This window comes from Rhizobium sp. WSM409 (genome assembly GCF_057653825.1).
Genome location: NZ_JBYGKP010000002.1, coordinates 398,112 through 420,598, shown reverse-complemented (window position 1 = coordinate 420,598; position 22,487 = coordinate 398,112). Strand labels below are relative to the sequence as shown.

Below are 22,487 nucleotides of genomic sequence, written 5' to 3'. Positions count from 1 at the left end.
CGGCGCGCGGCATCACGGAGTATCTCGATATCCGGATAGCGGCGGTTTTGTCGGGGAGCGCCGGCTTGGCGTTCCCCGAGCATTTCCGCTTTCTCTCAAGTCACGGAAATGCTCTCTTTTGTTTTTACGCAATCCCGGACGCAAAACCGCGGCGCACTTTTGCTGGGTATTGCTTTAGCCAATCACGCAGCCAGGACGCCGCTCTTCTTGGCCATCCAGGTTGCGATGTAGTCCATCAGGCCAGGGTTTAGGCAATCGTAAGGCTCGAGGCCGGACGTCCTCAACTGCGCCCTGACGGCGTCCATCTTCGCGGGGTCGAAGCCGCTTTCGATGATCGACGACACGAAGGCCGCAAAGCCCGGTTTCGCCCAGCCGCTTTCCTGAAAGCGTTCCGGATGGACGAACGACAATCCCTGGAACGGATGTTCGCGCACGACCGGCCCATACATATGCACGCCGCATTCCTTGCAGGCGTGGCGCTGGATCAAGGCGGTGGAATCGACGACGGCGAGCTTGTCGCCATTCTCTTGAACTTCGACGCTTTCGGTCGGCGCAACTGCCACCACTGAAAAGACGAAACCCTCGGGCTTCCAGCATTTCGTGCAGCCGCAGGCGTGATTATGGGCGATGTCGCTCTTGATCCTGACCTTCACGGGGTTGCTGGCGCACTTGCAGACGAGCGTCCCGCCTGCGAAAGCTGCGTCAGTCGCACGAAAGCCTGAATCCACTGCCGGATGTATGGCTATGCTGGTCATGGGTTTCTCCTCCCCTTCTGGGCCGTTTGCGATATGCCCGGCCAAGCTCTGCAATCAGTCTCCCAATCTCCGCGCGTGCCAGCGCAGATGGTCTTCCATGAATGTCGAAATGAAGAAGTAGGAGTGGCCGTAGCCTTCCTGCATGCGAAGCCGCAGGCTGATGCCAGCCGTCTCGCACGCTTGCCTGAGCTCTTCGGGGCGCAATCCATCCTCCAGGAAGCTATCCGCCGTGCCCTGGTCGACGAGGAATTCCGGGAACCGGTGCCCGTCTTCGATCAGCGAGCAGGCATCATATGCCCGCCAGGCCGTCTCATCCGATCCGAGGTATTTCTGGAATGCCGGCTTTGACCAGCCGGAGACCGAGGGATGGCTGATCGGCGCAAAAGCCGAGCAACTGCCGAAGCGTCCGGGGTTCTTGAGCGCAATCGTCATCGCGCCGTGTCCGCCCATCGAGTGACCGAAGATGCCCTGTCGGTCCATGTCGACCGGAAACTCGGCCGCGATAAGCTTGGGCAATTCATCGACGACGTAGCTGTACATCCGATAGTTCTGTGCGAATGGCGGCTCGGTGGCGTCGAGATAGAAGCCGGCACCCTTGCCGAACTGCCAATTGCCAGGTTCGTCCGGGACGGCATCGCCCCGCGGACTGGTATCGGGGCAGACGATGATCATGCCGAGTTCTGCGGCAAGACGCCGATACTCTCCCTTTTCCATGACGTTCGCATGGGTGCAGGTCAGACCGGAAAGGTACCATAGAACCGGCAGCTTGCGTGCTTTGGCCTGCGGCGGCAGGAATACCGCAAAGGTCATGTCGCATTGGCAGACATCCGAGCGATTGACGTAAACGCCCTGGGTGCCGCCATGACAATTTTCGGTCGAGATCGTCTTCATGGCTCAGTACACGACCACGCCGCGGATGCTTTCGCCCTTGTGCATCAGCTCGAAACCCTTGTTGATGTCTTCGAGCGGCATGGTGTGGGTGATCATCGGATCGATCTGGATCTTGCCCTGCATGTACCAGTCGACGATCTTCGGCACATCGGTGCGCCCGCGCGCGCCGCCGAAGGCGGTGCCCATCCAGTTGCGGCCGGTGACCAGCTGGAACGGACGGGTGGAGATTTCCTGGCCGGCGCCGGCAACGCCGATGATAATCGACTTGCCCCAGCCGCGGTGCGAGGCTTCCAGCGCCTGGCGCATCACCTTGGTGTTGCCGGTGCAGTCGAACGTGTAGTCGGCCCCGCCGATCAGATCGCCGTGGCGCTTCGTCAGGTTGACGAGATAGGGCACGATGTCGTCGCCGACCTCCTTCGGATTGACGAAGTGGGTCATGCCGAACTTTTCGCCCCAGGCTTTGCGGTCAGGGTTGATATCGACGCCGATGATCATGTCAGCACCGGCAAGACGCAGACCCTGCAGCACGTTGAGGCCAATGCCGCCGAGGCCGAAGACGATCGCCGTCGCGCCCATCTCCACCTTGGCGGTGTTGATGACCGCGCCGATGCCGGTGGTGACACCGCAGCCGATGTAGCAGATCTTGTCGAACGGCGCGTCGGGATTGACCTTGGCAAGGGCGATCTCCGGCAGCACGGTGAAGTTCGAAAAGGTCGAGCAGCCCATATAGTGATGGATCTTGTCCTTGCCGATCGAGAAGCGGCTGGTTCCGTCCGGCATCACGCCCTGGCCCTGGGTCGCGCGGATCGAGGTGCAGAGATTGGTCTTGCGCGAGGTGCAGGAATAGCACTCGCGGCATTCCGGGGTGTAGAGCGGAATGACGTGGTCGCCCTTCTTTACCGAGGTGACGCCTGGACCGACATCGACGACGATGCCGGCGCCTTCATGGCCGAGGATCGCCGGGAAGAGGCCTTCCGGATCGGCGCCCGACAAAGTGAAATCATCGGTGTGGCAGATGCCGGTCGCCTTGACCTCCACCAGCACTTCGCCGGCCCGCGGCCCTTCCAGTCGCACGGTCATCACTTCGAGCGGTTTTCCTGCCTGAACGGCAACGGCGGCGCGAACGTCCATTTTGATATCCTTCCTCTTAAATTGAATTCTGATGCTTACATATTCGAAGGGGCCGGCTTCTCACCGATTTGCTGCTGCGTCACAGCCGAGATATCATGCTCTCGCCTTCGCGCTTTTCATTCATCTCAGGCTCATTGTCGCCAAGGGCCTATCACCTCTCCCGCTCAACCTGGCACCAGACCGCCAGCAGCGGCCGGGCTGTGCATCTTATCGCGAAGGATTCGCCGGCGTCATTCGCAAAGACCGTACCGATATCGGCGGAGAACCAATGGGAATCGCCAAGGCGGATTTCACCCGGCGAAAGCAGAATGAAGGCGCGGGGCTGCGTCTGAACATGATCGGGAAATCTTGTATAGCGATCCATATAGATCACGCCGACCCTGAGATCGGCGCGTTCCTCCATGCCGCCGGGACCGACCAAGACTGCGTGGGAGTGCGTATTGCCAAAATTCAGGCTTGCGAACGGACCGGAGCGGCCGCGTCTCCAGAGCAGCTTATCGGCGAGACTCTGGAACTGGCCGGCGATCGCCTCGTATTTCCGTCCCGATTTTGCAAGATGGCCGATGGCGTCATCAAGCCCTTCCGGCGCGCCGGGAAGAGGCCCGCCCTCCGGACGCACCTTGCCGGTCTTGAGCAGTTTCTGGAGGACCTTGCCCGCGACGAAACTGGCGACGGCAGGAGCCTCGGCCGACAACATCAGCCCGCCGACATCATTGAGGAATTCCTGCAGCGGCCGAGAGCGCCTCTCCCTCCCGATGTCGTGCAGCCGTATGTATGCCGGCTTTTCGTCATCGTTCAGAAGAAGGTCGGCACCAGGTTTGATTGGACGTCCCACGACGCGCGCCACGTTCGGTCTCCCCCGCTAGAGCGCCTTTTGCAATTCCGGCAAGACATCGAAGAGATCGGCGACCAATCCGTAGTCGGCGACCTGGAAGATCGGCGCCTCCTCGTCCTTGTTGATGGCGACGATGACCTTCGAATCCTTCATGCCGGCCAGATGCTGGATGGCGCCTGAAATGCCGCAGGCGATATAGAGCTGCGGCGCCACCACCTTGCCGGTCTGACCGACCTGCCAGTCGTTCGGCGCATAACCGGCATCGACGGCCGCACGGCTTGCACCGACGGCAGCACCGAGCTTGTCGGCAAGCGGCAGGATGACCTCCCTGAACTTTTCCGCCGAGCCGAGCGCCCGGCCGCCGGAAATGATGATCTTCGCCGAGGTCAGTTCCGGACGGTCGGAGGCCGACAGCGCGTCCCTGACGAAGGTCGACAGTCCCGGATCGGAAACCGCCGGGATCGCCTCGATCGTTGCCGAGCCGCCTTCCGGTGCGGAGGCGAAGGATGCGGTGCGCACGGTGATCACCTTCTTGGCATCGCTCGCCTGCACCGTCTGGATGGCATTGCCGGCATAGATCGGCCGCTTGAAGGTATCTGACGAGATCACCTCGATGATCTCGGAGACCTGGGCGACATCGAGAAGAGCGGCGACCCGCGGCAGCACGTTCTTGCCGACCGAGGTGGCGGCAGACAGGATCGTGTCGTAGCTGCCAGCCAGCGAGACGATCAGGTCGGCCAGCGGTTCGGCCAGATTGTTGGCGAGTTCATCGCTTTCGGCCAGCAGCACCTTGGAGACGCCGGCAAGCTTGGCGGCGGCATCGGCGGCAGGCTTGGCAGCTTTGCCGGCGACGAGGATGTGAATATCGCTTGCCTGTTCCTTGGCGATCTTGGATGCTGCCGTCAGCGCCTTGGCGGTCTGATCGGACAGGCTGGCATTGTCGTGGTCAGCCAGAAGAAGAATGGTCATGATGATGGCTCCTGTTCCAAGCTGATTACAGCACGCCGGCTTCGTTTTTAAGCTTGTCGATCAGTTCGGCGACCGACTTGACCTTGACGCCGGCCTTGCGGCCCGATGGCTCCTCGGTCTTCAAGACCTTGAGGCGCGGCGTGGTGTCGACACCGAAATCATCAGGGCTCTTCTTGTCGAGCGGCTTCTTCTTCGCCTTCATGATATTAGGCAACGAGGCATAACGCGGTTCGTTCAAGCGCAGATCTGATGTGATCACCGCCGGCAGCTTGATCTCGATCGTCTGCAGGCCGCCATCGACTTCACGGGTCACCTGAGCCTTGCCGTCCCCGATCTCGATCTTCGAGGCGAAGGTCGCTTGGGCGGTTCCCATCAGCGCCGCCAGCATCTGGCCGGTCTGGTTGCTGTCGTCGTCGATCGCCTGCTTGCCGACGATGATCAGCCCCGGCTGTTCGGCATCGGCGACAGCCTTCAAGATCTTGGCGACAGTGAGCGGCTCGATCTGATCGTCGGTCTCGACCAGGATCGCCCGGTCGGCGCCCATGGCAAGTGCGGTGCGCAGCGTCTCCTCGGCCTTGGCAGGCCCGATCGAAACGACCACCACTTCCTCGGCCTTGCCGGCTTCCTTCAGCCGCAGCGCTTCTTCCACCGAGATCTCGTCGAACGGGTTCATCGACATCTTCACATTGGCAAGCTCGACACCCGTGCCATCCGGCTTCACCCGGATCTTCACGTTGTAGTCGACAACCCGTTTGACTGGCACGAGAATTTTCATGGGCAACCCCCCTTTATTTCTAAACTGCTGGCCGTTCGGCAAGTAATGCCCAGAAGGCGAAGAGCGGCGTGTCGAGCGACCTCATGGCATGCTTGATGTCAGGGACATTGTAGAAGGATCCGCCGATACCAGGCGAAAACCAGTTCCCTTCCCCCTGCTGGAACTCTCCCTCGGAAAGCACGAGATAGACTTCCTCGGGCGCATGATCATGATCCGGATAGCGCACGTGAGGCGCCATCAACGTCACACCGATCCACAGGTCGCTCCGCTCCTCCAATCCTCCCGGGCCGATAATCATCGCATTGGCATGCCCATCGACAAAATTGTCGCTGGCCGTGTGGTCATACTTGGTGCGCTGACGCCATTCAAGCTTTGGCTCGATGCCTTTGAACCCGTCGATCAATCGCGTCAGCGAAGGATAGGCCGTATCGATCGAGAGCGCCACATCAAGCTGAGCGCAAACCGGCAATCGGCTTCCCTCCCCCACGCGCGCAGCCCCCGGGCGCTCCAGCGCCGCAAAAATCTGACGGATCGAGCGGCGGGCTTCCGGGGCCTTGGCGAACTCGTCGAAAGCCACGAAAGCCGCATCGAGGAAAATCTGGAGGCTTTCCTTGCGTGAACTCATGTCATCACCTCTGGAGACGATCGGCCGGCAAGCGGCCCGCGCTTGCGATCAGATATCTTTTGCGATGCGCAACCCGTCATAGACGGCGGCATGGGTGTTGCGTGCGGCGACCGCATCGCCGATCCGGAACAACTGGAACTTGCCATCAGGATTGCGAATGACGGACTGAGGTTCTCCGGAAAGAAGCTGATCATGCGACATTTCGCCGAGATTGCTCGAGCTGGGTTTCAGCTCGAAATAGAGATCATCGAGCGGAATGGTCCCATGATTGACGACGATCTGGTCGAAGCTCTGCTGCCTGGCGATCCCGCCGTAATCGCTGCCGACATGGGCGACGAGCTGGTTGCCGCTCTTCTCCACGGCTTCGAGACGGTAGGTGACGGTGAAGGTCACGTCATGCTTCTGCAGAGAGCGCATATAGGGCACCAGGTTCATGGCCATGACCTCGGGCGCGAAGGACCGGTCCGGCGTCATGATCTCGACCTTTGCGCCTGCCTTGGCAAGAAACTCTGCCGCCTGCAGGCCGGCATGGTCGCCGGCGTCGTCGAAGATCAGCACATTGGTTCCAGGCTTCACGTCGCCGGAGATGATGTCCCATGACGAGACCACCAGGTCGTTGCCGCTGGCGAGAACCTCGGTATGCGGCAAGCCGCCTGTCGCGATGATGACGACATCGGCATTCTCGGCCTCGATGGTATCGGCTTCCGCCCAGGTGTTGAAGTGGAAGGTGACGTCGTATTTCTCGCACTGGCTCATGCGCCAGTCGATGATGCTGATCATCTCCCTGCGGCGCTCGCTCTGGGCGGTGAGGCGGATCTGACCGCCGGGATTGTTGGCCGCTTCGAAAACCACGACCTGGTGGCCGCGTTCTCCAGCGACGCGCGCCGCTTCCAGACCGGCCGGGCCGGCACCGACGATGACGACCTTTTTCTTGGCGTCGGCCTTCGCCACGATATGCGGCATGGTCAGTTCGCGGCCGGTGGCGGCATTGTGGATACAGAAGGCGGCCCCGCCCTGGTAGATGCGATCGAGACAGTAATTGGCGCCGACGCAGGGACGAATATCGTCTTCCCGCTTTTCGATGATCTTGCGGACGATATGCGGGTCGGTCATGTGGGCGCGGGTCATGCCGATCATGTCGACCTTGCCGGAGGCGATCGCATGGCGCGCGGTGGCAACGTCAGGGATTTTCGCCGCGTGGAAGGTCGGAAAGTTGGTCGCGGCGCGAATTTCGCCGGCGAAATCGAGATGCGGTGAATTCGCCATGCCCTGGATCGGAATCACGTCGGTGAGACCCGCATCGGTATCGATGTGGCCGCGGATCACATTGAGGTAATCGATGAGGCCGCTTGCCTTCAGGCGCTTGGAGATTTCGATGCCGTCGCCCTTGCCGGTGCCGCCTGGAAGACATTCATCGGCGGTATAGCGCACTCCGAGAATGAAGTCGTTCCCCACCCTTTGCCGGATCGCCTTGAAGACGTCGAGGCAGAAGCGCAAACGGTTATCGAGCGATCCGCCATAGGGTCCTTCGAGCTCGTTGGTGAGCGGCGACGTGAACTGGTCGATCAGATGGCCGTAGGCCTCCAGTTCGACACCGTCCATGCCGCCCGCCTTCATGCGTTCCGCAGCATCGGCAAAATCCTTGATGATGCGCTCGATGTCCCAATCTTCCATCTTTTTCGGAAAGGCGCGGTGGGACGCCTCGCGCTGATGCGATGGCGCCACGACCGGCAGCCAGTCGCCCTTGTCCCAGCGCGTGCGCCGGCCGAGATGGGTGAGCTGGATCATGATCGCCGCCCCCTCTTCATGCACGGCGTCGGTCATTTCCCTGATCCAGGGTACGATCTCGTCCTTATAGGCAAGCAGATTGTTGAAGACCGGCGGGCTGTCTCTGGACACCGCGGCCGAGCCGGCCGTCATCGTCAAGGCCACGCCCCCCTTTGCCCGCTCCACCGTATAGGCGCGATACCTTTCCTTCGGCATGCCGTCTTCCGGATAGGCCGGCTCGTGGGAGGTCACGATGATACGGTTGCGCAGCGTCAGATGCTTGAGCTGGTAGGGCTGAAGAAGGGGATCGTTCGACATGGGCCGTGGTTCCGGATTAAAACATCGGAGGGGACGCTAAGCATAATGTACATATGTGTCAATAATGAAAACAACTGGGTCGTTACTTTAGACACAGATGTACATTTTTCTTGTGCGCCGCCTCGCAATTTGATAGGAGATCATCCATGGATCAGGCTTTGAATGACACTGGCTGGCGCGGATCGCAGGAGGGATGGCTGGAAGCAGCTTACCACTCGCTGCTGGATTCCGGCGTGGATTCGGTGAAAATTCTGCCGCTGGCGAAGAAACTCAACCTTTCGCGCACGAGCTTCTACTGGTTCTTCAAGGACCGGGAGGAACTGCTGGCCGGGCTCGTGGCGCGGTGGCGCGATAAAAACACCGGCAACATCATCAAGCAGTCCGAAGCCTACGCGGAATCGCTTGCCGAGGCGATGCTCAACGTCTTCGACTGCTGGCTCAACAATGAGCTGTTCGACGCCAGGTTCGAATTCGCCGTGCGCAGCTGGGCGCTGCAGTCCGACGAGATTCTCGCCGAGGTCCGGCAAGCCGACCAGCTTCGACTGGAAGCCCTCAAGCTGATGTTTATCCGGTTCGGGCTACCAGAAGCGACATCGGATGTCCGAGCGCGAACAACTTACCTCGTGCAGATCGGATATATCTCCATGCAAGCCAGGGAGGAACTCGCCGTCCGCATGAAACGGATACCCGAATATATCGCGATCTACACCGGCGAAGTGCCGCAGCAGAGGGAGCTCGATCGCTTCTTCTCGCGGCATGGCTACAGGCCGGGTTAGGGAAGGGCGGGATGAGCGTTTCCTTGAGGATCGGTATCATTGGCGGCGGCGGTTGGCTTGGCGGAGCAATCGCCGGCTCGATCCTTGATGGCGGCCTGGTCGAACCTCGAAATCTCTCCCTCTCCTATCGCAGTGAGCAGCCGCGCCGTTTCCCGAATTCTTTCCTGACCACCGACAGTCAGGCGCTTGCCGACCGCTCGGACGTGATCGTTCTTTCCGTCCGTCCTGATGACTGGCGTGCTCTTGATGTCGATGCCGGCGGCAAGCTGGTCATCTCGGTCATGGCGGGCATCCGCCTGGACGCACTTTCCGAGTGCCACAACACCGGTCGCGTCGTCCGCGCTCTGCCGAATGCCGCTGCCGAAGTCGCCAAGTCCTATACGCCGTGGATTGGCGCGAGCGATGTCACCGAAGACGACCGAGCGCTTGTCCGCGCGATTTTTCAGGCATGCGGATCTGAGGACGAGGTCGCAAGGGAAAGCGACATCGATTACCTCACCGGCCTTTCCGGGTCTGGACCGGCATTCCCGGCGCTGCTCGCCGCCGCCATGATGCGCGACGCCGTCGCCAATGGCCTGCCGGCGGAGATTGCGCGCCGCGCCGTCAACACCGTGATCACGGGCGCCGGCCGCCTGTTGGAGCGCCAAGACGATTCTCCTGACGATGTCGTTCAAACCTTTGTTGGCTATCGCGGCACCACCGGGGCGGCCATCGAAGGCATGCGCGCTGCCGGGTTCGACGCTTCGGTTGCGGAGGGACTATCGGCAGCATTCAAGAAATCGGTGAGTATGGGAGACGCTTCCTGACAACCGTTGGAGTGGGTCCTGCGGCGCCCCGCTCAGCAAAACCGGCCGCTAAACAGAGGGAACGAGAATGAAAAAACTACTCGCATCGACATGTCTGACGTTCGGCCTGATTGGCGGGGCGTCTTTCGCCAGCGCCGCCGAATGCGGCACGGTGACCATCGCCAGCATGAACTGGCAGAGTGCAGAGGTTCTCTCCAACCTCGACAAGTTCATCCTGAACGAAGGTTATGGCTGTGATGCCGAAATCACCGTCGGCGATACCGTCCCGACGATTACCTCGATGGCCGAAAAGGGCCAGCCTGACATCGCGCCGGAAGCCTGGATCGACCTGCTGCCCGATGTCGTCAAGAAGGGAACGGATGAAGGCCGTATCGTCCAGGTCGGCTCTCCCTTGCCCGATGGCGGCGTCCAGGGCTGGTGGATTCCCAAATATCTGGCCGACGCTCATCCCGATATCAAGACCATCGGCGACGTGCTGAAGCATCCGGAACTCTTCCCCGCTCCTGAGGATGCGAAGAAGGGCGCCATCTATAACGGCCCGCAGGGCTGGGGCGGCACCGTGGTGACCACGCAGCTCTACAAGGCCTTCGAAGCCGATAAGGCCGGCTTCACCCTCGTCGATACCGGTTCTGCTGCCGGCCTCGATGGTTCGATCTCCAAGGCTTACGAACGCAAGGAAGGCTGGGCCGGCTATTACTGGGCGCCGACCGCGCTGCTCGGCAAGTATGAAATGGTCAAGCTCGAAGCCGGCGTGCCGAATGACGCCGCCGAATGGAAGCGCTGCAACACCGTCGCCGATTGCCCCGATCCGAAGCCGAACGCATGGCCGGTCGACAAGATCGTCACCCTCGTTGCAAAGCCTTTTTCGGAAAAGGCCGGGCCGGAGGTCATGGACTACCTGACGAAGCGCTCCTGGAGCAATGACACGGTCAACAAGCTGATGGCGTGGATGACCGACAACCAGGCGACCGGCGAGGACGGTGCCAAGCACTTCCTCAAAGAAAACAAGGACCTCTGGACCAAGTGGGTCTCGCCTGAGGCAGCCACGAAGATCGAAGCTGCTCTTTAACGCCGACTACTGCGGTGCGCTTGATGCGCACCGCCTCTCGCTGCCGATAAAATCAAAAAGACTGCCACGGCTCTTTGAAGAAAAAGGGGAACCGAATGGAATGGTTTTATAAATTCCCGCATATGGATGACGATGCCCTTCGCAATCTGAAGAAGGCGATCGATGACGGTTTTCGCGCATTTACCCGCAGCTATGGCGACGCGATCGAAAGCCTTTTCTCCCCGCTGCAGCATTTCCTGATCGCCGCCGACCGCTTCATGACGCAGACGCCGTGGCCGATCATTACGGCAATCATCCTTGTCATCGCATGGTTTGGAAGCCGCAGCCTGAAGATCGTCCTCGGCTGTCTCGTCACACTGCTGTTGATCGGCTATTTCGACATGTGGGACGATACGATGCGGACGGTCTCGATGATCTTCGTCTGTACCGTGCTCTCCATCGCCATCGGCATTCCGATGGGGATATTGATGGCGCGTTCCGACCGGCTGCAGCGCGTTATCAATCCGATCCTCGACGTCATGCAGACGATGCCGAGCTTCGTCTACCTGATCCCTGTCGTCATGCTGCTCGGCATCGGCAAGGTGCCGGGACTGATCGCCGTCGTCATCTACGCCATCCCGCCGATGATAAGGCTGACCGACCTCGGTATCCGCCTGGTCGACAAGGACGTGCTCGAGGCAGCCGATGCGTTCGGAACGTCGAGCTCGCAGAAGCTGTTCAAGGTCCAGCTGCCGCTGGCGCTTCCCACCATCATGGCCGGCATCAACCAGACCATCATGATGGCGCTCGCCATGGTCGTCGTCGCTTCGATGATCGGCGTCCAGGGCCTTGGCCAGCCGGTTCTGAAGGCAATCGCCAACCAGTACTTCACCCTGGGTATTTTCAACGGCCTTGCCATCGTCGGTATCGCCATCATTTTCGACCGGGTCAGCCAGGCCTATGGCAAGCGGCTCCAGAAGCATCGGGAGATCGTCCATGGCTGATCATCGTTTCGGCGGCATCAAGATCCGCCATCTCTACAAGATCTTCGGTCCCAATCCCGGCGCTCATGTCGATGCCGTCAAGAAGGGATTGTCGAAGACCGAGCTCAATGAAAAGCACGGCCACGTGCTGGGCCTGAAAGATATCAATGTCGAGATACCCTCGGGCCGCATCCAGGTCATCATGGGCCTTTCGGGTTCGGGCAAATCGACGCTCATCCGCCACATCAACCGTCTGATCGATCCAACCGCCGGCGAAGTGCTTGTCGACGGCGTCGATGTGGTGAAAATGAACGAGACCGAATTGCGGACGTTTCGGCGCCACCAGACGGCAATGGTGTTTCAGAAGTTCGCGCTTCTGCCGCACCGGAATGTCCTCGACAACACTATCTTCGGCCGCGAAGTGCAGGGCATGGAGCGCTCGAAAGCCGTTGACGTCGCCATGGGCTGGCTGGAGCGGGTCGGCCTGAAGGGCTTCGAGAGCAAATATCCCAACCAGCTGTCGGGCGGCATGCAGCAGCGCGTCGGGCTGGCACGCGCCCTCTCGAACGATGCGCCGGTTCTGCTGATGGACGAGGCCTATTCGGCGCTCGACCCTTTGATCCGCACCGATATGCAGTCGGTCCTTCTCGACATTCAGAAGGAGATCAAGAAGACCATCGTCTTCATCACCCATGATCTCGATGAGGCCCTTCGGCTGGGCGACCAGATTGCGATCCTGCGCGATGGCGAAGTCATCCAGCAGGGCACCAGCCAGGACATCGTTCTGCGTCCGGCAGACGCCTACATCGCCAACTTCGTCAAGGAGGTCAATCGAGGCCGGGTCATCCAGGTCGATGCCATCATGACATCCCTGCATTCCGGCGCGGTCCCAGGTGGATTGACGATCGCATCAGGCACGACCGTCGAAGACGCCGTCCGGATTCTAGCATCGGAGGCGCACGACGATGCCAGGGTGGTTTCACCATCCGGGGAAGCATTGGGGCTTGTTACCTTCCGCCAGCTCGCGGGCGCGATGGTGAACTCGCACGAGGTGGCTCCCCGACGCGACAGTGCCCTCTCGGTCGCACTTTGAAGCTCCAAATGCGGCCGTCTTTCTGGTTCGTTGGCGACGCCGATATCGGGCGCGTCGCCATCGCAGGAGCCTGGAAGTCAGCCGCCTGACGCTTGGGAATCACCATGTCGAAGCTCTTCCCGCGTCTGTTTTCGCCGATCGGCCTGCGCGGACAAACCTTGCGCAACAGGATCGTCTTCGGAGCGCATACGGCAAACATGGCGAGCGACGGTGTACCCGGCGAACGCCACGTCGCCTATTATGCCGAGCGCGCGATCGGTGGCGCCGCGATGATCGTGGTCGAACCGATGCCGGTGCATCCCGCGGCCGTGCTGACGCGCGGAAATTTTCTTCCCGGCGACGACAGCGTGATCCCTCACTTCAGCAAGGTCACGACCGCGATCAAGGAAAACGGCGCGGTCGCGATCCAGCAGCTCTACCATGTCGGCGCGCATGGGGATTCCGACAATTCATACCACCCGCATTGGTCTCCTTCCGGCTTGCCCAGTTACCACGACAGCGATGGCTCGCATTCCATGAGCGAGGCTGAGATTTGGGAAACCATCGACGGTTTCGCGCAGGCGGCGCGGCGCTGTCGCGAGGCCGGTTTCGATGGCGTCGAAGTCTGGGCGGCCTATCTCGGCCTGATCGAGCAGTTCTGGACGCCTTGGTCGAACCGGCGAGAGGATCAATGGGGTGGTTCGCTGGAGAACCGGACCCGCTTCTCGCGGGAAATCATGAGCCGCATCCGGGCAGTGTGCGGTCAGGATTTCATCATCGGGCTTGCGATCAGCGATGAGCCCGATCATAGCGTTGCGCTGACGCGGGACGAGCTTGCCGAGATCGTCGCTCTCCATGACGATCTCGGCCTCGTCGACTATGTGACTTGCGGTTCGGGCGGCTATCTCGACTTCCACAAGCTGATGCCGACATTTCTCTACCAGGAGAAGCTCGGCGCCGATCTTGCCGCAACGATCAGGCGATCGGTCAAACATGCGCTCGTCATTGCCGAAAGCCATATCAGAACGCCGGAGAACGGCGAAACCGTTCTTGGAGAAGGAGCGGCGGACCTCGTCTCGATCGTGCGCGGCCAGATTGCCGATCCGCATCTGGCTCGAAAAGCCGGCGAGGACCGCCCCGACGATGTTCGTGGCTGCATTTCGTGCAACCAGATGTGCTGGGGCCGGCGTTCGCGCGATTATTGGATAAGCTGTCTCATCAACCCATCGGCCGGACGGAATACCAATGGGGCGGCGACCGCTTCGCACCGGCCGGCCAGCCGAGGACGGTGCTGGTGGTCGGCGCCGGGCCTGCTGGCCTGGAAGCCGCCCGCGCCGCCGCTGAAAGGGGCCACCGGGTCATCCTCGCCGAAGCATCCAGCCGGCTCGGCGGCAATTTCCTGCTCGCCGGCATGCAGCCTCGCCGGGCGCAAATCCTCGACCTCATCGGCTGGTACGAGCGGCAGCTGACGAAGCTCGGCGTCGATATCCGGCTCAACTCTTATGTCGAGGCATCGGATGTCGAGGCCATCGGCGCAGACGCCGTCATCCTGGCAACGGGTTCCTATTCACCCGAAACCGGCTTCCAGAAGGCTCTGCCCTCAGTTGCGACGCTGCCCGGTATCGAAAAAGGAAACGTCTTCACCGTCGAGGCCGTCATGGCGCGGCAGTCAAGGCCGGGGAAGAGAGTTCTGCTGCTGGACGAGGGCGGCGGCTGGCGCGGCTGCGGAACCGCCTGGAAGCTCGCCGAAGATGGGCACCTGGTCACGATGCTCTCGCCCGACCCGTTCATCGGCAAAGAGCTTCAGCGCACCACCGCCGACGTCCCGCTGCGCCGGACGTTGAAGACGCTGGGCGTCAAATGGCTTCTGGAGGTCAGCGTGCTGGAATGGCACGGTAAGGGCGTCACCCTGCTGGATCACAATACCGGCGAGCGTTTCTTCGAGGAAGGCGACAGCCTGGTGCTCGCCACCACCAATGCGGCAGCAAATTGGTTGGGCGATGAACTGCGTTCAAACGATCGTCAGGTGGTGGAGATCGGGGACTGCGCTGCGCCGCGCCAGGCGCCTTATGCCTTCTATGAGGGCAGACGAGCGGCATTGGCGCTGTGATGGCCGGGCAGAAGATGAGAATGCCGATCGACGAGCTCCGGCAACTGGCGCTCGAAGCCTGTCTCGCCTGCGGCGGCAGCCCGGCCATGGCGAAGGCGCTTGTCGATGCAACGCTGTCGGCCGCCTGCTTCGGGCGCACTGAGCTCGGTTTTCCGCATTTCGTCGATTATCTCACCAGCCTGCGCGACGGGCGGATCAATGGCGACGCCAAGCCCCGCTTCAACCATGTGCTGCCAGCCCTGATCCAGGCCGATGCGGACGGCGGCATAGCGCAGCTCGGGTTTGATCTCATTTACGACGACTTCGTAAAGTGCGTGAAAACCTTCGGCATCTCAGTCCTTACGCAAAGAAACAGCTATACCGCCGGGGAATTGGGATACTACGTCCGGCGCCTCGCTCAGGACGGGTTGATATCCATCGCCGCTGCCAACGGACCGGCCTTGATGGCCGCCGCCGAGGGCGGCGAGCGCGTCTACTGCACCAATCCGCTCGCCTTCGGCGTGCCCATGCCGGAACCCTTGCCGCCTGTCGTCATCGACCAGGCGACGAGTGCGACGGCGTTCATAACGCTTGCCGAGGCGGCAAAGGCGCAATTGCCGATCGCTCACGGCATGGCCATCGACGAAACCGGCGCCATCACCACCGATCCTGTTAAGGCGATGCTCGGTGCTCTCCTGCCCTTCGGCGGTTACAAGGGCGGCAATATCGCCCTTATCGTCGAGATGCTTTCGGCGGGTCTTTCCGGGGCCGCGTGGTCGCTCGATGCCGGCCACTTTCTCTCGGGCGAGCACCCGGTGAATGCGGGAATGACGGTGATCGCGCTCTTTCCCGCGGCCGCGGATTCGGATTTCCCGGAGCGCGCCAAGGCTCAATTGGAACGGCTGCGTTCCAGGGGAGTCCGTATCCCCGGAGACAGGACGATGCCCGCGAGCGTCGCGGAAACCGATCGTCTTGACGTCGACATAGGCGTGCTGGAAACGATCCGTCGCTTATGCCTTCAGTGAGAAAATCATTGCTCAACGGAAAGAACCGAATGCATCGCGCCCGGCGGCATCATGCCGGCGTTCATTGCGCGCAACAGGCGGCTTCAGCGGGACCGGTTCATGTACATTTTGCGCAAGATCAGTCCAGACTGCGTCACGAAAAGCCGGTTGGCCGACAATATCGGGGCCAGACAATTGCTCCATAGCTAAGGAACAGTAAGATGAAACCCGACCAAGGCCATGATGGTTTGCGGTCTAAAAGCCAAGCCCATCCATCCCATGACCCCCCAAAGGATGGAAGGGATCTTACATACGCACTCCATCCCGTGCGTATGCCTGCATGCCTGTCTGCCTGCCGAAGGCCATCTTTAAGCGGTCCACTAAGAACCTTCGGCAGGCGACTGCGCGGCTCTCGAATGGGGCGTTCTCTATAAGTTTCAGATGATGCGTATCTCGGCCAGATCGCCGCGGTCACCCTGCGGCGCGGCGGATACAGCTGTAGAATCGCTCCATCAGCGGGATCGTTTGCCAGCGGGTTGTCGTTATGACCGGCAGCGTGAAGTCTTGCCAATGGCCGCGGGTTCTGTCAGTTCCTGATCTGGATGGGAACTAATGTATTCAACGGGTTGGTCTTTTGACGTTTACCGTGCCCGGATTCGGCCTGCATCGTCTAGCGCAAGCCGCTGACCTCGATGCCGATCGCACGCGGAGATCCACCTGCTCTGCTGCAAGCTGCTGCACTTTATCCAATAATCGCCTAATATACATCCAAGCCCCGCTCATCCGTTCCATCTGCGGACTCAGATGCAGCGCCGCGGCGGGGGACGACCATCCATGACGACCGGCAAGGCTGGCAGAGGTACGCGCACAAATCCGAGATTCGGGTCGGCCGCGCGTCGCGCTGGCACCTGCGAGCCTTGGAAAAGAGCATGCCGAAACAGCCGGGCCGAACAATGGGAGCAGCATGACTGAAAATAGCCCTCCCCCATTTTCATTTCGATTTAGTGGTTCGTCCTTCGACAACATGGTCGAAACGCTGGGCGGCGCTTTTGGCGCATTTGATGCCGAGCCCGTCGGCCGCGCCCAGGACTTCCATTGGGGATTGGATTTCTCGGTCTGTGAAAAAGCAGTCCTGCTCACCGGTTATCATGAGGCGGAGTTTCAGTTCAATATCGAGCCGACCGCCGATACGGCGGAGTATCTGTCGATCGTCGTGCCGCGCAGCGGCGGCATGGGGGTAACCTACGGATCGTCCCGCATCGCCGAGGCCGGGCAAGGAAAATTGCTTCTCTATAACAATTTCGAGCCCAACAGCGTCATCATGCATGGGCAATCGAACGTCATCGACGAGTTGCTGATCAACTGGCCTGTCATCCTGCAGACGATCGGCCAGACGTTCGAGATGCCGTTCAGCGGCTCCCTCGACCTGCTGCCCGAACTGGATCTGTCCAAGCCTGAAGGCCGGTTGATCGGCAATCTCACGGAGACGATCATCTCAGGCATGCGCGACGATGGCCCCTTGCTGCAGTCGCCGATCGCCATGGCGCATATGACGCAGGCGCTCGCCGATCTGGTCGTGCGCCTGGTGCCGCACCGGCTGTCGCATTTCCTGGAGAATCGCCCCGCCCTGATCGCCCCCCGGCATGTCCGCAGGGCGATCGAATTCATGCACGCCAATATCGATCAGCCGATCACCATGCCGAAGGTGGCCGAAGCCGCCGGCGTATCCAGCCGGGCGCTCGAGACCGGTTTTCGTGCGTTCAGGGGAACCTCTCCCGCCGTCTATCTGCTGACGCTTCGGCTGCGTGCCGCGCGCCAGGAGCTGCTCGATCCCGAGAGCAAGGAGACCATGAAGGCCATCTGCCTCAAATGGGGCTTCTTTCATTTCGGCCGGTTTTCGGCAGTCTATAAAACCACATACGGAGAATACCCTTCCGACACCAGGAAGCGCGTGATCCGTCGATAGCGGCCGCTTGCGGCGCAGGGGCGTTTACGCCTCATCCGGCGGCGGCGGCAATGTGTAGTGCACTCTCATCGTCCTTAGATCCCGCTTCACGATCTGCAGCACCCCTTCGCGTTCCGCGAGCGCGTTGAGTTCCCTGAGCACGAGAGAATGCGCGATCCCCAGCAGGCGCGCAAAGGCGCGGCTGTCATGCGCAATCCCCAATTCCGCGGCGACAAGGAGACCGGCCTGTACGGATGTCAGCTCGATATCCCTGCCTTGCGCCGCAGCGACGAGAGCAAGAAAGCGATCGACCTCCGAGGCCTCTTGGCTCACGCGGCTTGTCGCCGGCGAAAGGACACCATGATGGATTTCGAGGTGGGCGTATCGCTTTCCACGCCCGCGCTGCCAAGCGGCACGAGCACGTTCAGCTCGGGATAATAACCCGCGATGCTTCCTCGCGGAATGTCATAGGGCACAAACCGGAAATTCTCGGCGATGCGCTCGATACCGTCATCATGCTCGCCGACCACGTCGATCCGATCACCGGCCTCGGCATTCATCGCCTTGAGGTCGGCTGGATGAATGAAGATGACCTGCCGCTCCCCGTAGACGCCGCGATATCGGTCATCGAGACCGTAGACCGTCGTATTGTATTGATCGTGCGACCGGAACGTCTGCAGGGCGAAACGCCCCTCACCCTTTCGCGCCCGCTGATGCACCGTCTCCTTCGGAAGCGCTTCGCAAGAAAATGATGCCTTGCCGGCCGGCGTATCCCACTCCCGATGGGCTGCCGTATTGCGCAGGTGGAAACCGCGCGGCTTGCGCAGGCGCGCATTGTAATTTTCGAAGCCTGGAATGGTCGCCTCGATATGATCGCGGATACGGTCGTGGTCGTCGGCAAGCTCTGCCCAGTCGACCACGGCGGAGCCGACCGTCGCCTGTGCAATGCCGGCAATGATGGCGACTTCCGAGAGGAGATGCGGCGAGGCCGGACGATTGATGCCGGCAGACCCATGCACCATGCTCATCGAATCCTCGACGCTTATAAGCTGGGAGTTGCCCGCCGCGTTCAGATCCATCTCGGTGCGTCCGAGGCACGGCAGGATGAAGGCCACCTCGCCGGGCATGAGATGCGAATGGTTGGGCTTGGTGGCGATGTGCACCGTCAGCTTCAGCCGCCGCAACGCCTTTTCAACGAGCGCGCTGTCGGGCGTGGCGCGGGCAAAATTGCCGCCAAGCCCGATGAAGGCCTCGGCCGAGCCATCGAGCATCGCGCCGATCGCGGCAAGGACATTGTGACCATGTTCGCGAGGAACGGTGAAGCGGAAATGCTTCTCCAGCGCATCGAGGAAATCGTCCGCCGGCTTTTCGTTGATACCGACGGTGCGGTCGCCCTGCACGTTGGAATGGCCGCGAACCGGGCAAAGGCCTGCCCCCGGCCGGCCGATATTGCCGCGCAGGAACATGAAGTTGGCGATCTCGCGGATCGTCGCCACGGAATGCAGATGCTGGGTCACGCCCATCGCCCAGGTGCAGATGACCCGCTCGGCGCTGATATAGACATCGGCTGCCCGTTCGATCTCCTGCCGGCTCAGTCCCGACTGGTCCTCGATGTCAGCCCAGCTCGTCGCCTCGACCGCCGCCCGGTATTCGACAAAACCCGCGCAGTGTTCGACAAGAAATGCGTGGTCGAGAACGGAGGGCAGACCGGCGGCGACGGCTGCGTCTTCCGCGGCCAGCACGGCCTTCGCCATCCCACGCACCGCGGCCATGTCGCCGCCGAGCTGCGGCTGCAGATAAAGGCTGGCGATATCGGTCGAGCCGCCGCGCAGCATCTCGACCTTGTCCTGCGGGTCGGAGAAGCGCTCCAGGCCGCGTTCGCGGATGGGATTGAAGACGACGACGCGCGCGCCGCGGATGGCCGCCCGGCGCAAATCGCCGAGCATCCTCGGATGGTTGGTGCCCGGGTTCTGCCCGATCACGAAGATCGCGTCGGCCTCTTCGAAATCCTCCAGCAGCACGGTACCCTTGCCGACACCGACCGCCTGGCGCATGGCGATGCCGCTCGCCTCGTGGCACATGTTGGAGCAGTCGGGAAAATTGTTGGTGCCGTAGACGCGCACGAACAGCTGGTACAGGAAGGCGGCCTCGTTGCTCGCCCGGCCCGACGTGTAGAATTCCGCCCGGTTGGGGCTATCGAACCCCCTCAGGATGCTGCCGATCTCGGCAAAGGCATCCGCCCACGCGACCGGCAGGTAACGGTCGCTCGCCGCATCGTAGCGCATCGGATGCGTGAGGCGGCCATTGAGTTCCAGTTCATAGTCCGTCAACTGGCGAAGCTGCGATACAGTCCTTTCCGCGAAGAAGGCGGGCGTTGCCCGCTTTTCCGTCGCCTCCCAGGCGACGGCCTTTACGCCGTTCTCGCAGAATTCGAACGACGATCCGTGCTCCGGATCGCCCCAGGCGCAGCCCGGGCAATCGAATCCATCCGGCTGGTTCGCCTTCAGCATCGTCCGCGCCCCTGAAATCGGCATGCCGCTTTGCAGCAAGCGCTTGCCGCAGCTCTTCAAAGCGCCCCAGCCCCCGGCTGCTGCCGACTTCTTACCAATGAATTTTGTGTCCATGGCGCCCTGTATTGTCGAAGCGGGGAAAACATCAAGGGCGCACGCGCGATGGCTCGATAGGAAAAACCTATCAAGGATTCGACTAGCCGACGTCCTTGATGGCGTGCCGCTCCTCGGGCGAATGTGCCAGGATGCGATTGCGGCCTTGGGTCTTGGCGTCGTAGAGCGCGGCATCGGCCTCGCTCAGGAGGCGGTTCGGGTTGATCCTCAAGGTGGCTCCCGTCGCACAGGATATGCCGATGCTGGCGGTCACCCGGCCGAATTCACTGCCGGTATGAACGATATTTTCCTGGCTTAGGAGACGCGCGAACTGTTCGGCAACGATCATCGCCCCCCTCGCACTGGTCGCAGGCAGCAGAACCACGAATTCCTCTCCGCCGTAGCGTGCGACGATGTCGGCCGGGCGGCTTACGGACTGGCGAAGACACCTGCTGACGACACGCAGGCACTGGTCTCCGGCGGGATGACCATAGGTGTCGTTATAGGCCTTGAAGCGGTCGATATCGACCATCAGAAGGCTGAACGGCGTGTTTTTCCTGGCGCTGCCTGCGGTCTCGCGGGCGAAAGCCTCGTCGAAGGCCCGGCGGTTGACCATGCCAGTAAGTCCATCGGTCTCGGCGAGGGACTTCAGCTGCTCCGCCGACAGCCGGAGGGCGATTTCCGCCTGCTTGGTCGCCGTGATGTCGGAGACAACGGCCATCGCCGTGCCGTCTTCCGCTAACCTTGTCCGGATGCTGCGCCAGTCGCCGTTGTGAAGCTGAACCTCTTCGTCCTTGTTGCTGTGCAACGTCGCACTGACGGACCTGATCCACTCTTCGCGGTCAGCGTCCGGGATACCGGTGCGCTCGCCGGTTTCGGCAACGCGGCGAAGGATGTCGCTGATATGGGCGCCAACCACGCGGGCGTCTCCGGATAGCGGGAAGGCGGCGCGATACTGGTCGTTGCAAAAAACCAGAAAACCCTTGCTGTCGTACATGGCGATGCCATCGGACATGCCGGCCATCGCATGTGACAGCATGTTCTTGCTCCTGCGCAATTCCCGCTCCAGAGCAGTCCGCTCCGTCACGTCACGCGTGACGCCAGCCAGGCCGATCACCCGTCCCTGCCTATCCTTCAGCGGTACCTTGGAGGCGAGCAGGTATCTGTCTTCGATACGCTCGACGGAGTCGATCAGGGGCACCCCGGTGTCCATGACCTGCTGTTCGAGATAATAGAATTCTTCGGCGCGCGGCCGCGAGATAAGATTGAAATCCGACAATCCGGTCATCTCCGCCGTGGTTCTGAAACGAAAAAGGCGGATCATATTTTCATTGACGGTGATGAACCGGCTGTTTCGGTCCTTCACGTAGAGATAATCGGGCGACTGCGAAAATGCGGTCACCAGGATGCTTCGCTCCAGCTCCCATTGTTGCGTCTTCAACAGAACGAAACCACACAGCACCGTCGCCAGGCAGTTCAATACCGTCATCGGCAGACCGATGATGGCCAATACGCGGGCGTGGACCAGGGTGGGAAGCACCGCCATCAAAACAATAAGTGCGCCGCCGAGCGCGAGGCTCAGCAGCGCAACGTCTTTGAGCTCGGGAGATCTCTTGCGGATCCAGACGTTGGCAGCCAGGCCGATACCGGTCGCGACAGCAATTGCGATCAGACCGTCGATCATTGCCGCGCCGCCGACCCAGAAGCGGAAGACTATCGCCAGCGACGCCGCAAAGGCGGCCGCGATCGGTCCGCCAAACATGCCCGCCAAAGCAAGCGGCGAAAAGCGGATGTCGATATAAATGCCGGGATTGACTTCGACGGCCAGCAATATGGAGCCGATGGAGGCGCCGCCGGCTATGATTCCGAAGGCGATTTTTTCCTGTGTGACCGAACGACGCTGAAATTGGATCGAGAAATGCGCCCAGAGCGAAATCGCCAGGCACACGAATGACAGGTTGCCACCGAATTGCGTCCAGATGCCATTCACTGCGTTGGATCCACCTTCCAATACATGTATCGAACCAATCATAGGGCAACACTGGTTTGAGCTTCGTTAAATCAAAGACCTATCAAGCCATATTCCTTCGCAGAC

The 22,487-nt window shown here is 61.1% G+C and carries 18 protein-coding genes and 1 pseudogene; 8 read left to right on the top strand and 11 right to left on the bottom strand.

Annotated features, from left to right (window positions below):
• Window positions 1-182 precede the first annotated feature (182 nt).
• The 8 genes from gfa to AC25BC_RS25470 all read right to left on the bottom strand — a co-directional run bounded on the left by gfa (window position 183) and on the right by AC25BC_RS25470 (window position 8,066).
• Window positions 183-755: an S-(hydroxymethyl)glutathione synthase gene (gene gfa, locus AC25BC_RS25505; protein ID WP_065283259.1), complete on the bottom strand. Its 573-nt coding sequence runs from the start codon at window positions 753-755 to the stop codon at window positions 183-185.
• Window positions 756-809: 54 nt separating this feature from the next.
• Window positions 810-1,646: an S-formylglutathione hydrolase gene (fghA, locus tag AC25BC_RS25500; RefSeq protein WP_128439871.1), complete on the bottom strand. Its 837-nt coding sequence runs from the start codon at window positions 1,644-1,646 to the stop codon at window positions 810-812.
• Between the two features lie 3 nt (window positions 1,647-1,649).
• On the bottom strand, window positions 1,650-2,777 hold the full coding sequence (locus AC25BC_RS25495) for an S-(hydroxymethyl)glutathione dehydrogenase/class III alcohol dehydrogenase (RefSeq protein WP_128439872.1): 1,128 nt from the start codon (window positions 2,775-2,777) through the stop codon (window positions 1,650-1,652).
• Window positions 2,778-2,928: 151 nt separating this feature from the next.
• The gene (locus tag AC25BC_RS25490; protein ID WP_128439873.1) at window positions 2,929-3,624 is read right to left on the bottom strand and encodes a dimethylsulfonioproprionate lyase family protein; all 696 of its coding nucleotides are present in this window, start codon (window positions 3,622-3,624) and stop codon (window positions 2,929-2,931) included.
• A 15-nt stretch (window positions 3,625-3,639) separates the two neighbouring features.
• Window positions 3,640-4,581: an electron transfer flavoprotein subunit alpha/FixB family protein gene (locus AC25BC_RS25485; RefSeq protein ID WP_221973472.1), complete on the bottom strand. Its 942-nt coding sequence runs from the start codon at window positions 4,579-4,581 to the stop codon at window positions 3,640-3,642.
• Window positions 4,582-4,606: 25 nt separating this feature from the next.
• Window positions 4,607-5,356 (bottom strand): electron transfer flavoprotein subunit beta/FixA family protein, encoded by a 750-nt coding sequence (locus AC25BC_RS25480; RefSeq protein ID WP_128408011.1) that lies wholly within the window; start codon window positions 5,354-5,356, stop codon window positions 4,607-4,609.
• 19 nt (window positions 5,357-5,375) lie between these two features.
• Window positions 5,376-5,981, bottom strand: a complete 606-nt coding sequence (locus AC25BC_RS25475; RefSeq protein WP_128438720.1) for a dimethylsulfoniopropionate lyase — start codon at window positions 5,979-5,981, stop codon at window positions 5,376-5,378.
• A 48-nt stretch (window positions 5,982-6,029) separates the two neighbouring features.
• On the bottom strand, window positions 6,030-8,066 hold the full coding sequence (locus tag AC25BC_RS25470) for an NADH:flavin oxidoreductase (protein WP_128438721.1): 2,037 nt from the start codon (window positions 8,064-8,066) through the stop codon (window positions 6,030-6,032).
• A 146-nt stretch (window positions 8,067-8,212) separates the two neighbouring features.
• Here AC25BC_RS25470 and AC25BC_RS25465 point away from each other — a divergent pair, with 146 nt between their 5' ends.
• From AC25BC_RS25465 to AC25BC_RS25430, 8 genes and pseudogenes are all read left to right on the top strand, one after another.
• The gene (locus tag AC25BC_RS25465) at window positions 8,213-8,842 is read left to right on the top strand and encodes a TetR/AcrR family transcriptional regulator (RefSeq protein WP_128406586.1); all 630 of its coding nucleotides are present in this window, start codon (window positions 8,213-8,215) and stop codon (window positions 8,840-8,842) included.
• Between the two features lie 11 nt (window positions 8,843-8,853).
• The gene (locus AC25BC_RS25460) at window positions 8,854-9,648 is read left to right on the top strand and encodes a pyrroline-5-carboxylate reductase family protein (RefSeq protein ID WP_128438722.1); all 795 of its coding nucleotides are present in this window, start codon (window positions 8,854-8,856) and stop codon (window positions 9,646-9,648) included.
• A 67-nt stretch (window positions 9,649-9,715) separates the two neighbouring features.
• Window positions 9,716-10,717 (top strand): ABC transporter substrate-binding protein, encoded by a 1,002-nt coding sequence (locus tag AC25BC_RS25455; protein WP_017996001.1) that lies wholly within the window; start codon window positions 9,716-9,718, stop codon window positions 10,715-10,717.
• A 95-nt stretch (window positions 10,718-10,812) separates the two neighbouring features.
• Entirely contained in the window at window positions 10,813-11,700 is an 888-nt protein-coding gene (locus tag AC25BC_RS25450) for an ABC transporter permease (protein WP_012755274.1), read from the top strand.
• On the top strand, window positions 11,693-12,772 hold the full coding sequence (locus AC25BC_RS25445) for a quaternary amine ABC transporter ATP-binding protein (protein ID WP_128438723.1): 1,080 nt from the start codon (window positions 11,693-11,695) through the stop codon (window positions 12,770-12,772). Before AC25BC_RS25450 ends, AC25BC_RS25445 begins: the two co-directional genes overlap by 8 nt.
• A 104-nt stretch (window positions 12,773-12,876) precedes the next feature.
• A pseudogene (locus tag AC25BC_RS25440) lies at window positions 12,877-14,861 on the top strand (oxidoreductase).
• Complete coding sequence (locus AC25BC_RS25435) at window positions 14,861-15,865, top strand: Ldh family oxidoreductase (protein WP_012755271.1); 1,005 nt, start codon at window positions 14,861-14,863, stop codon at window positions 15,863-15,865. Before AC25BC_RS25440 ends, AC25BC_RS25435 begins: the two are co-directional and overlap by 1 nt.
• A 943-nt stretch (window positions 15,866-16,808) precedes the next feature.
• Entirely contained in the window at window positions 16,809-17,810 is a 1,002-nt protein-coding gene (locus AC25BC_RS25430) for an AraC family transcriptional regulator (protein ID WP_128438724.1), read from the top strand.
• Between the two features lie 24 nt (window positions 17,811-17,834).
• Here AC25BC_RS25430 and AC25BC_RS25425 read toward each other — a convergent pair whose 3' ends face one another.
• The 3 genes from AC25BC_RS25425 to AC25BC_RS25415 all read right to left on the bottom strand — a co-directional run bounded on the left by AC25BC_RS25425 (window position 17,835) and on the right by AC25BC_RS25415 (window position 22,424).
• Window positions 17,835-18,122: a hypothetical protein gene (locus tag AC25BC_RS25425; RefSeq protein ID WP_128406591.1), complete on the bottom strand. Its 288-nt coding sequence runs from the start codon at window positions 18,120-18,122 to the stop codon at window positions 17,835-17,837.
• Window positions 18,119-20,413, bottom strand: coding sequence for an FdhF/YdeP family oxidoreductase (locus AC25BC_RS25420; protein WP_128438725.1), 2,295 nt, complete (start codon window positions 20,411-20,413; stop codon window positions 18,119-18,121). The genes AC25BC_RS25425 and AC25BC_RS25420 overlap by 4 nt, the downstream gene beginning before the upstream one ends.
• 82 nt (window positions 20,414-20,495) lie before the next feature.
• Window positions 20,496-22,424 carry a diguanylate cyclase gene (locus AC25BC_RS25415; protein WP_128438726.1) on the bottom strand — a complete coding sequence of 643 codons (1,929 nt, stop codon included), beginning with the start codon at window positions 22,422-22,424 and terminating at the stop codon, window positions 20,496-20,498.
• Between the last annotated feature and the right edge of the window lie 63 nt (window positions 22,425-22,487).

Bases quoted from the DNA above. Each gene is read 5' to 3' on its own strand.
- AC25BC_RS25420 (WP_128438725.1), bottom strand. From the start codon at position 20,413: ATGGACACAAAATTCATTGGTAAGAAGTCGGCAGCAGCCGGGGGCTGG.
- AC25BC_RS25460 (WP_128438722.1), top strand. From the start codon at position 8,854: ATGAGCGTTTCCTTGAGGATCGGTATCATTGGCGGCGGCGGTTGGCTT.
- AC25BC_RS25465 (WP_128406586.1), top strand. From the start codon at position 8,213: ATGGATCAGGCTTTGAATGACACTGGCTGGCGCGGATCGCAGGAGGGA.
- AC25BC_RS25450 (WP_012755274.1), top strand. From the start codon at position 10,813: ATGGAATGGTTTTATAAATTCCCGCATATGGATGACGATGCCCTTCGC.
- AC25BC_RS25475 (WP_128438720.1), bottom strand. From the start codon at position 5,981: ATGAGTTCACGCAAGGAAAGCCTCCAGATTTTCCTCGATGCGGCTTTC.
- AC25BC_RS25480 (WP_128408011.1), bottom strand. From the start codon at position 5,356: ATGAAAATTCTCGTGCCAGTCAAACGGGTTGTCGACTACAACGTGAAG.
- AC25BC_RS25415 (WP_128438726.1), bottom strand. From the start codon at position 22,424: ATGATTGGTTCGATACATGTATTGGAAGGTGGATCCAACGCAGTGAAT.
- AC25BC_RS25435 (WP_012755271.1), top strand. From the start codon at position 14,861: ATGGCCGGGCAGAAGATGAGAATGCCGATCGACGAGCTCCGGCAACTG.
- AC25BC_RS25470 (WP_128438721.1), bottom strand. From the start codon at position 8,066: ATGTCGAACGATCCCCTTCTTCAGCCCTACCAGCTCAAGCATCTGACG.
- AC25BC_RS25495 (WP_128439872.1), bottom strand. From the start codon at position 2,777: ATGGACGTTCGCGCCGCCGTTGCCGTTCAGGCAGGAAAACCGCTCGAA.
- AC25BC_RS25485 (WP_221973472.1), bottom strand. From the start codon at position 4,581: ATGACCATTCTTCTTCTGGCTGACCACGACAATGCCAGCCTGTCCGAT.
- AC25BC_RS25445 (WP_128438723.1), top strand. From the start codon at position 11,693: ATGGCTGATCATCGTTTCGGCGGCATCAAGATCCGCCATCTCTACAAG.
- fghA (WP_128439871.1), bottom strand. From the start codon at position 1,646: ATGAAGACGATCTCGACCGAAAATTGTCATGGCGGCACCCAGGGCGTT.
- gfa (WP_065283259.1), bottom strand. From the start codon at position 755: ATGACCAGCATAGCCATACATCCGGCAGTGGATTCAGGCTTTCGTGCG.
- AC25BC_RS25455 (WP_017996001.1), top strand. From the start codon at position 9,716: ATGAAAAAACTACTCGCATCGACATGTCTGACGTTCGGCCTGATTGGC.
- AC25BC_RS25430 (WP_128438724.1), top strand. From the start codon at position 16,809: ATGACTGAAAATAGCCCTCCCCCATTTTCATTTCGATTTAGTGGTTCG.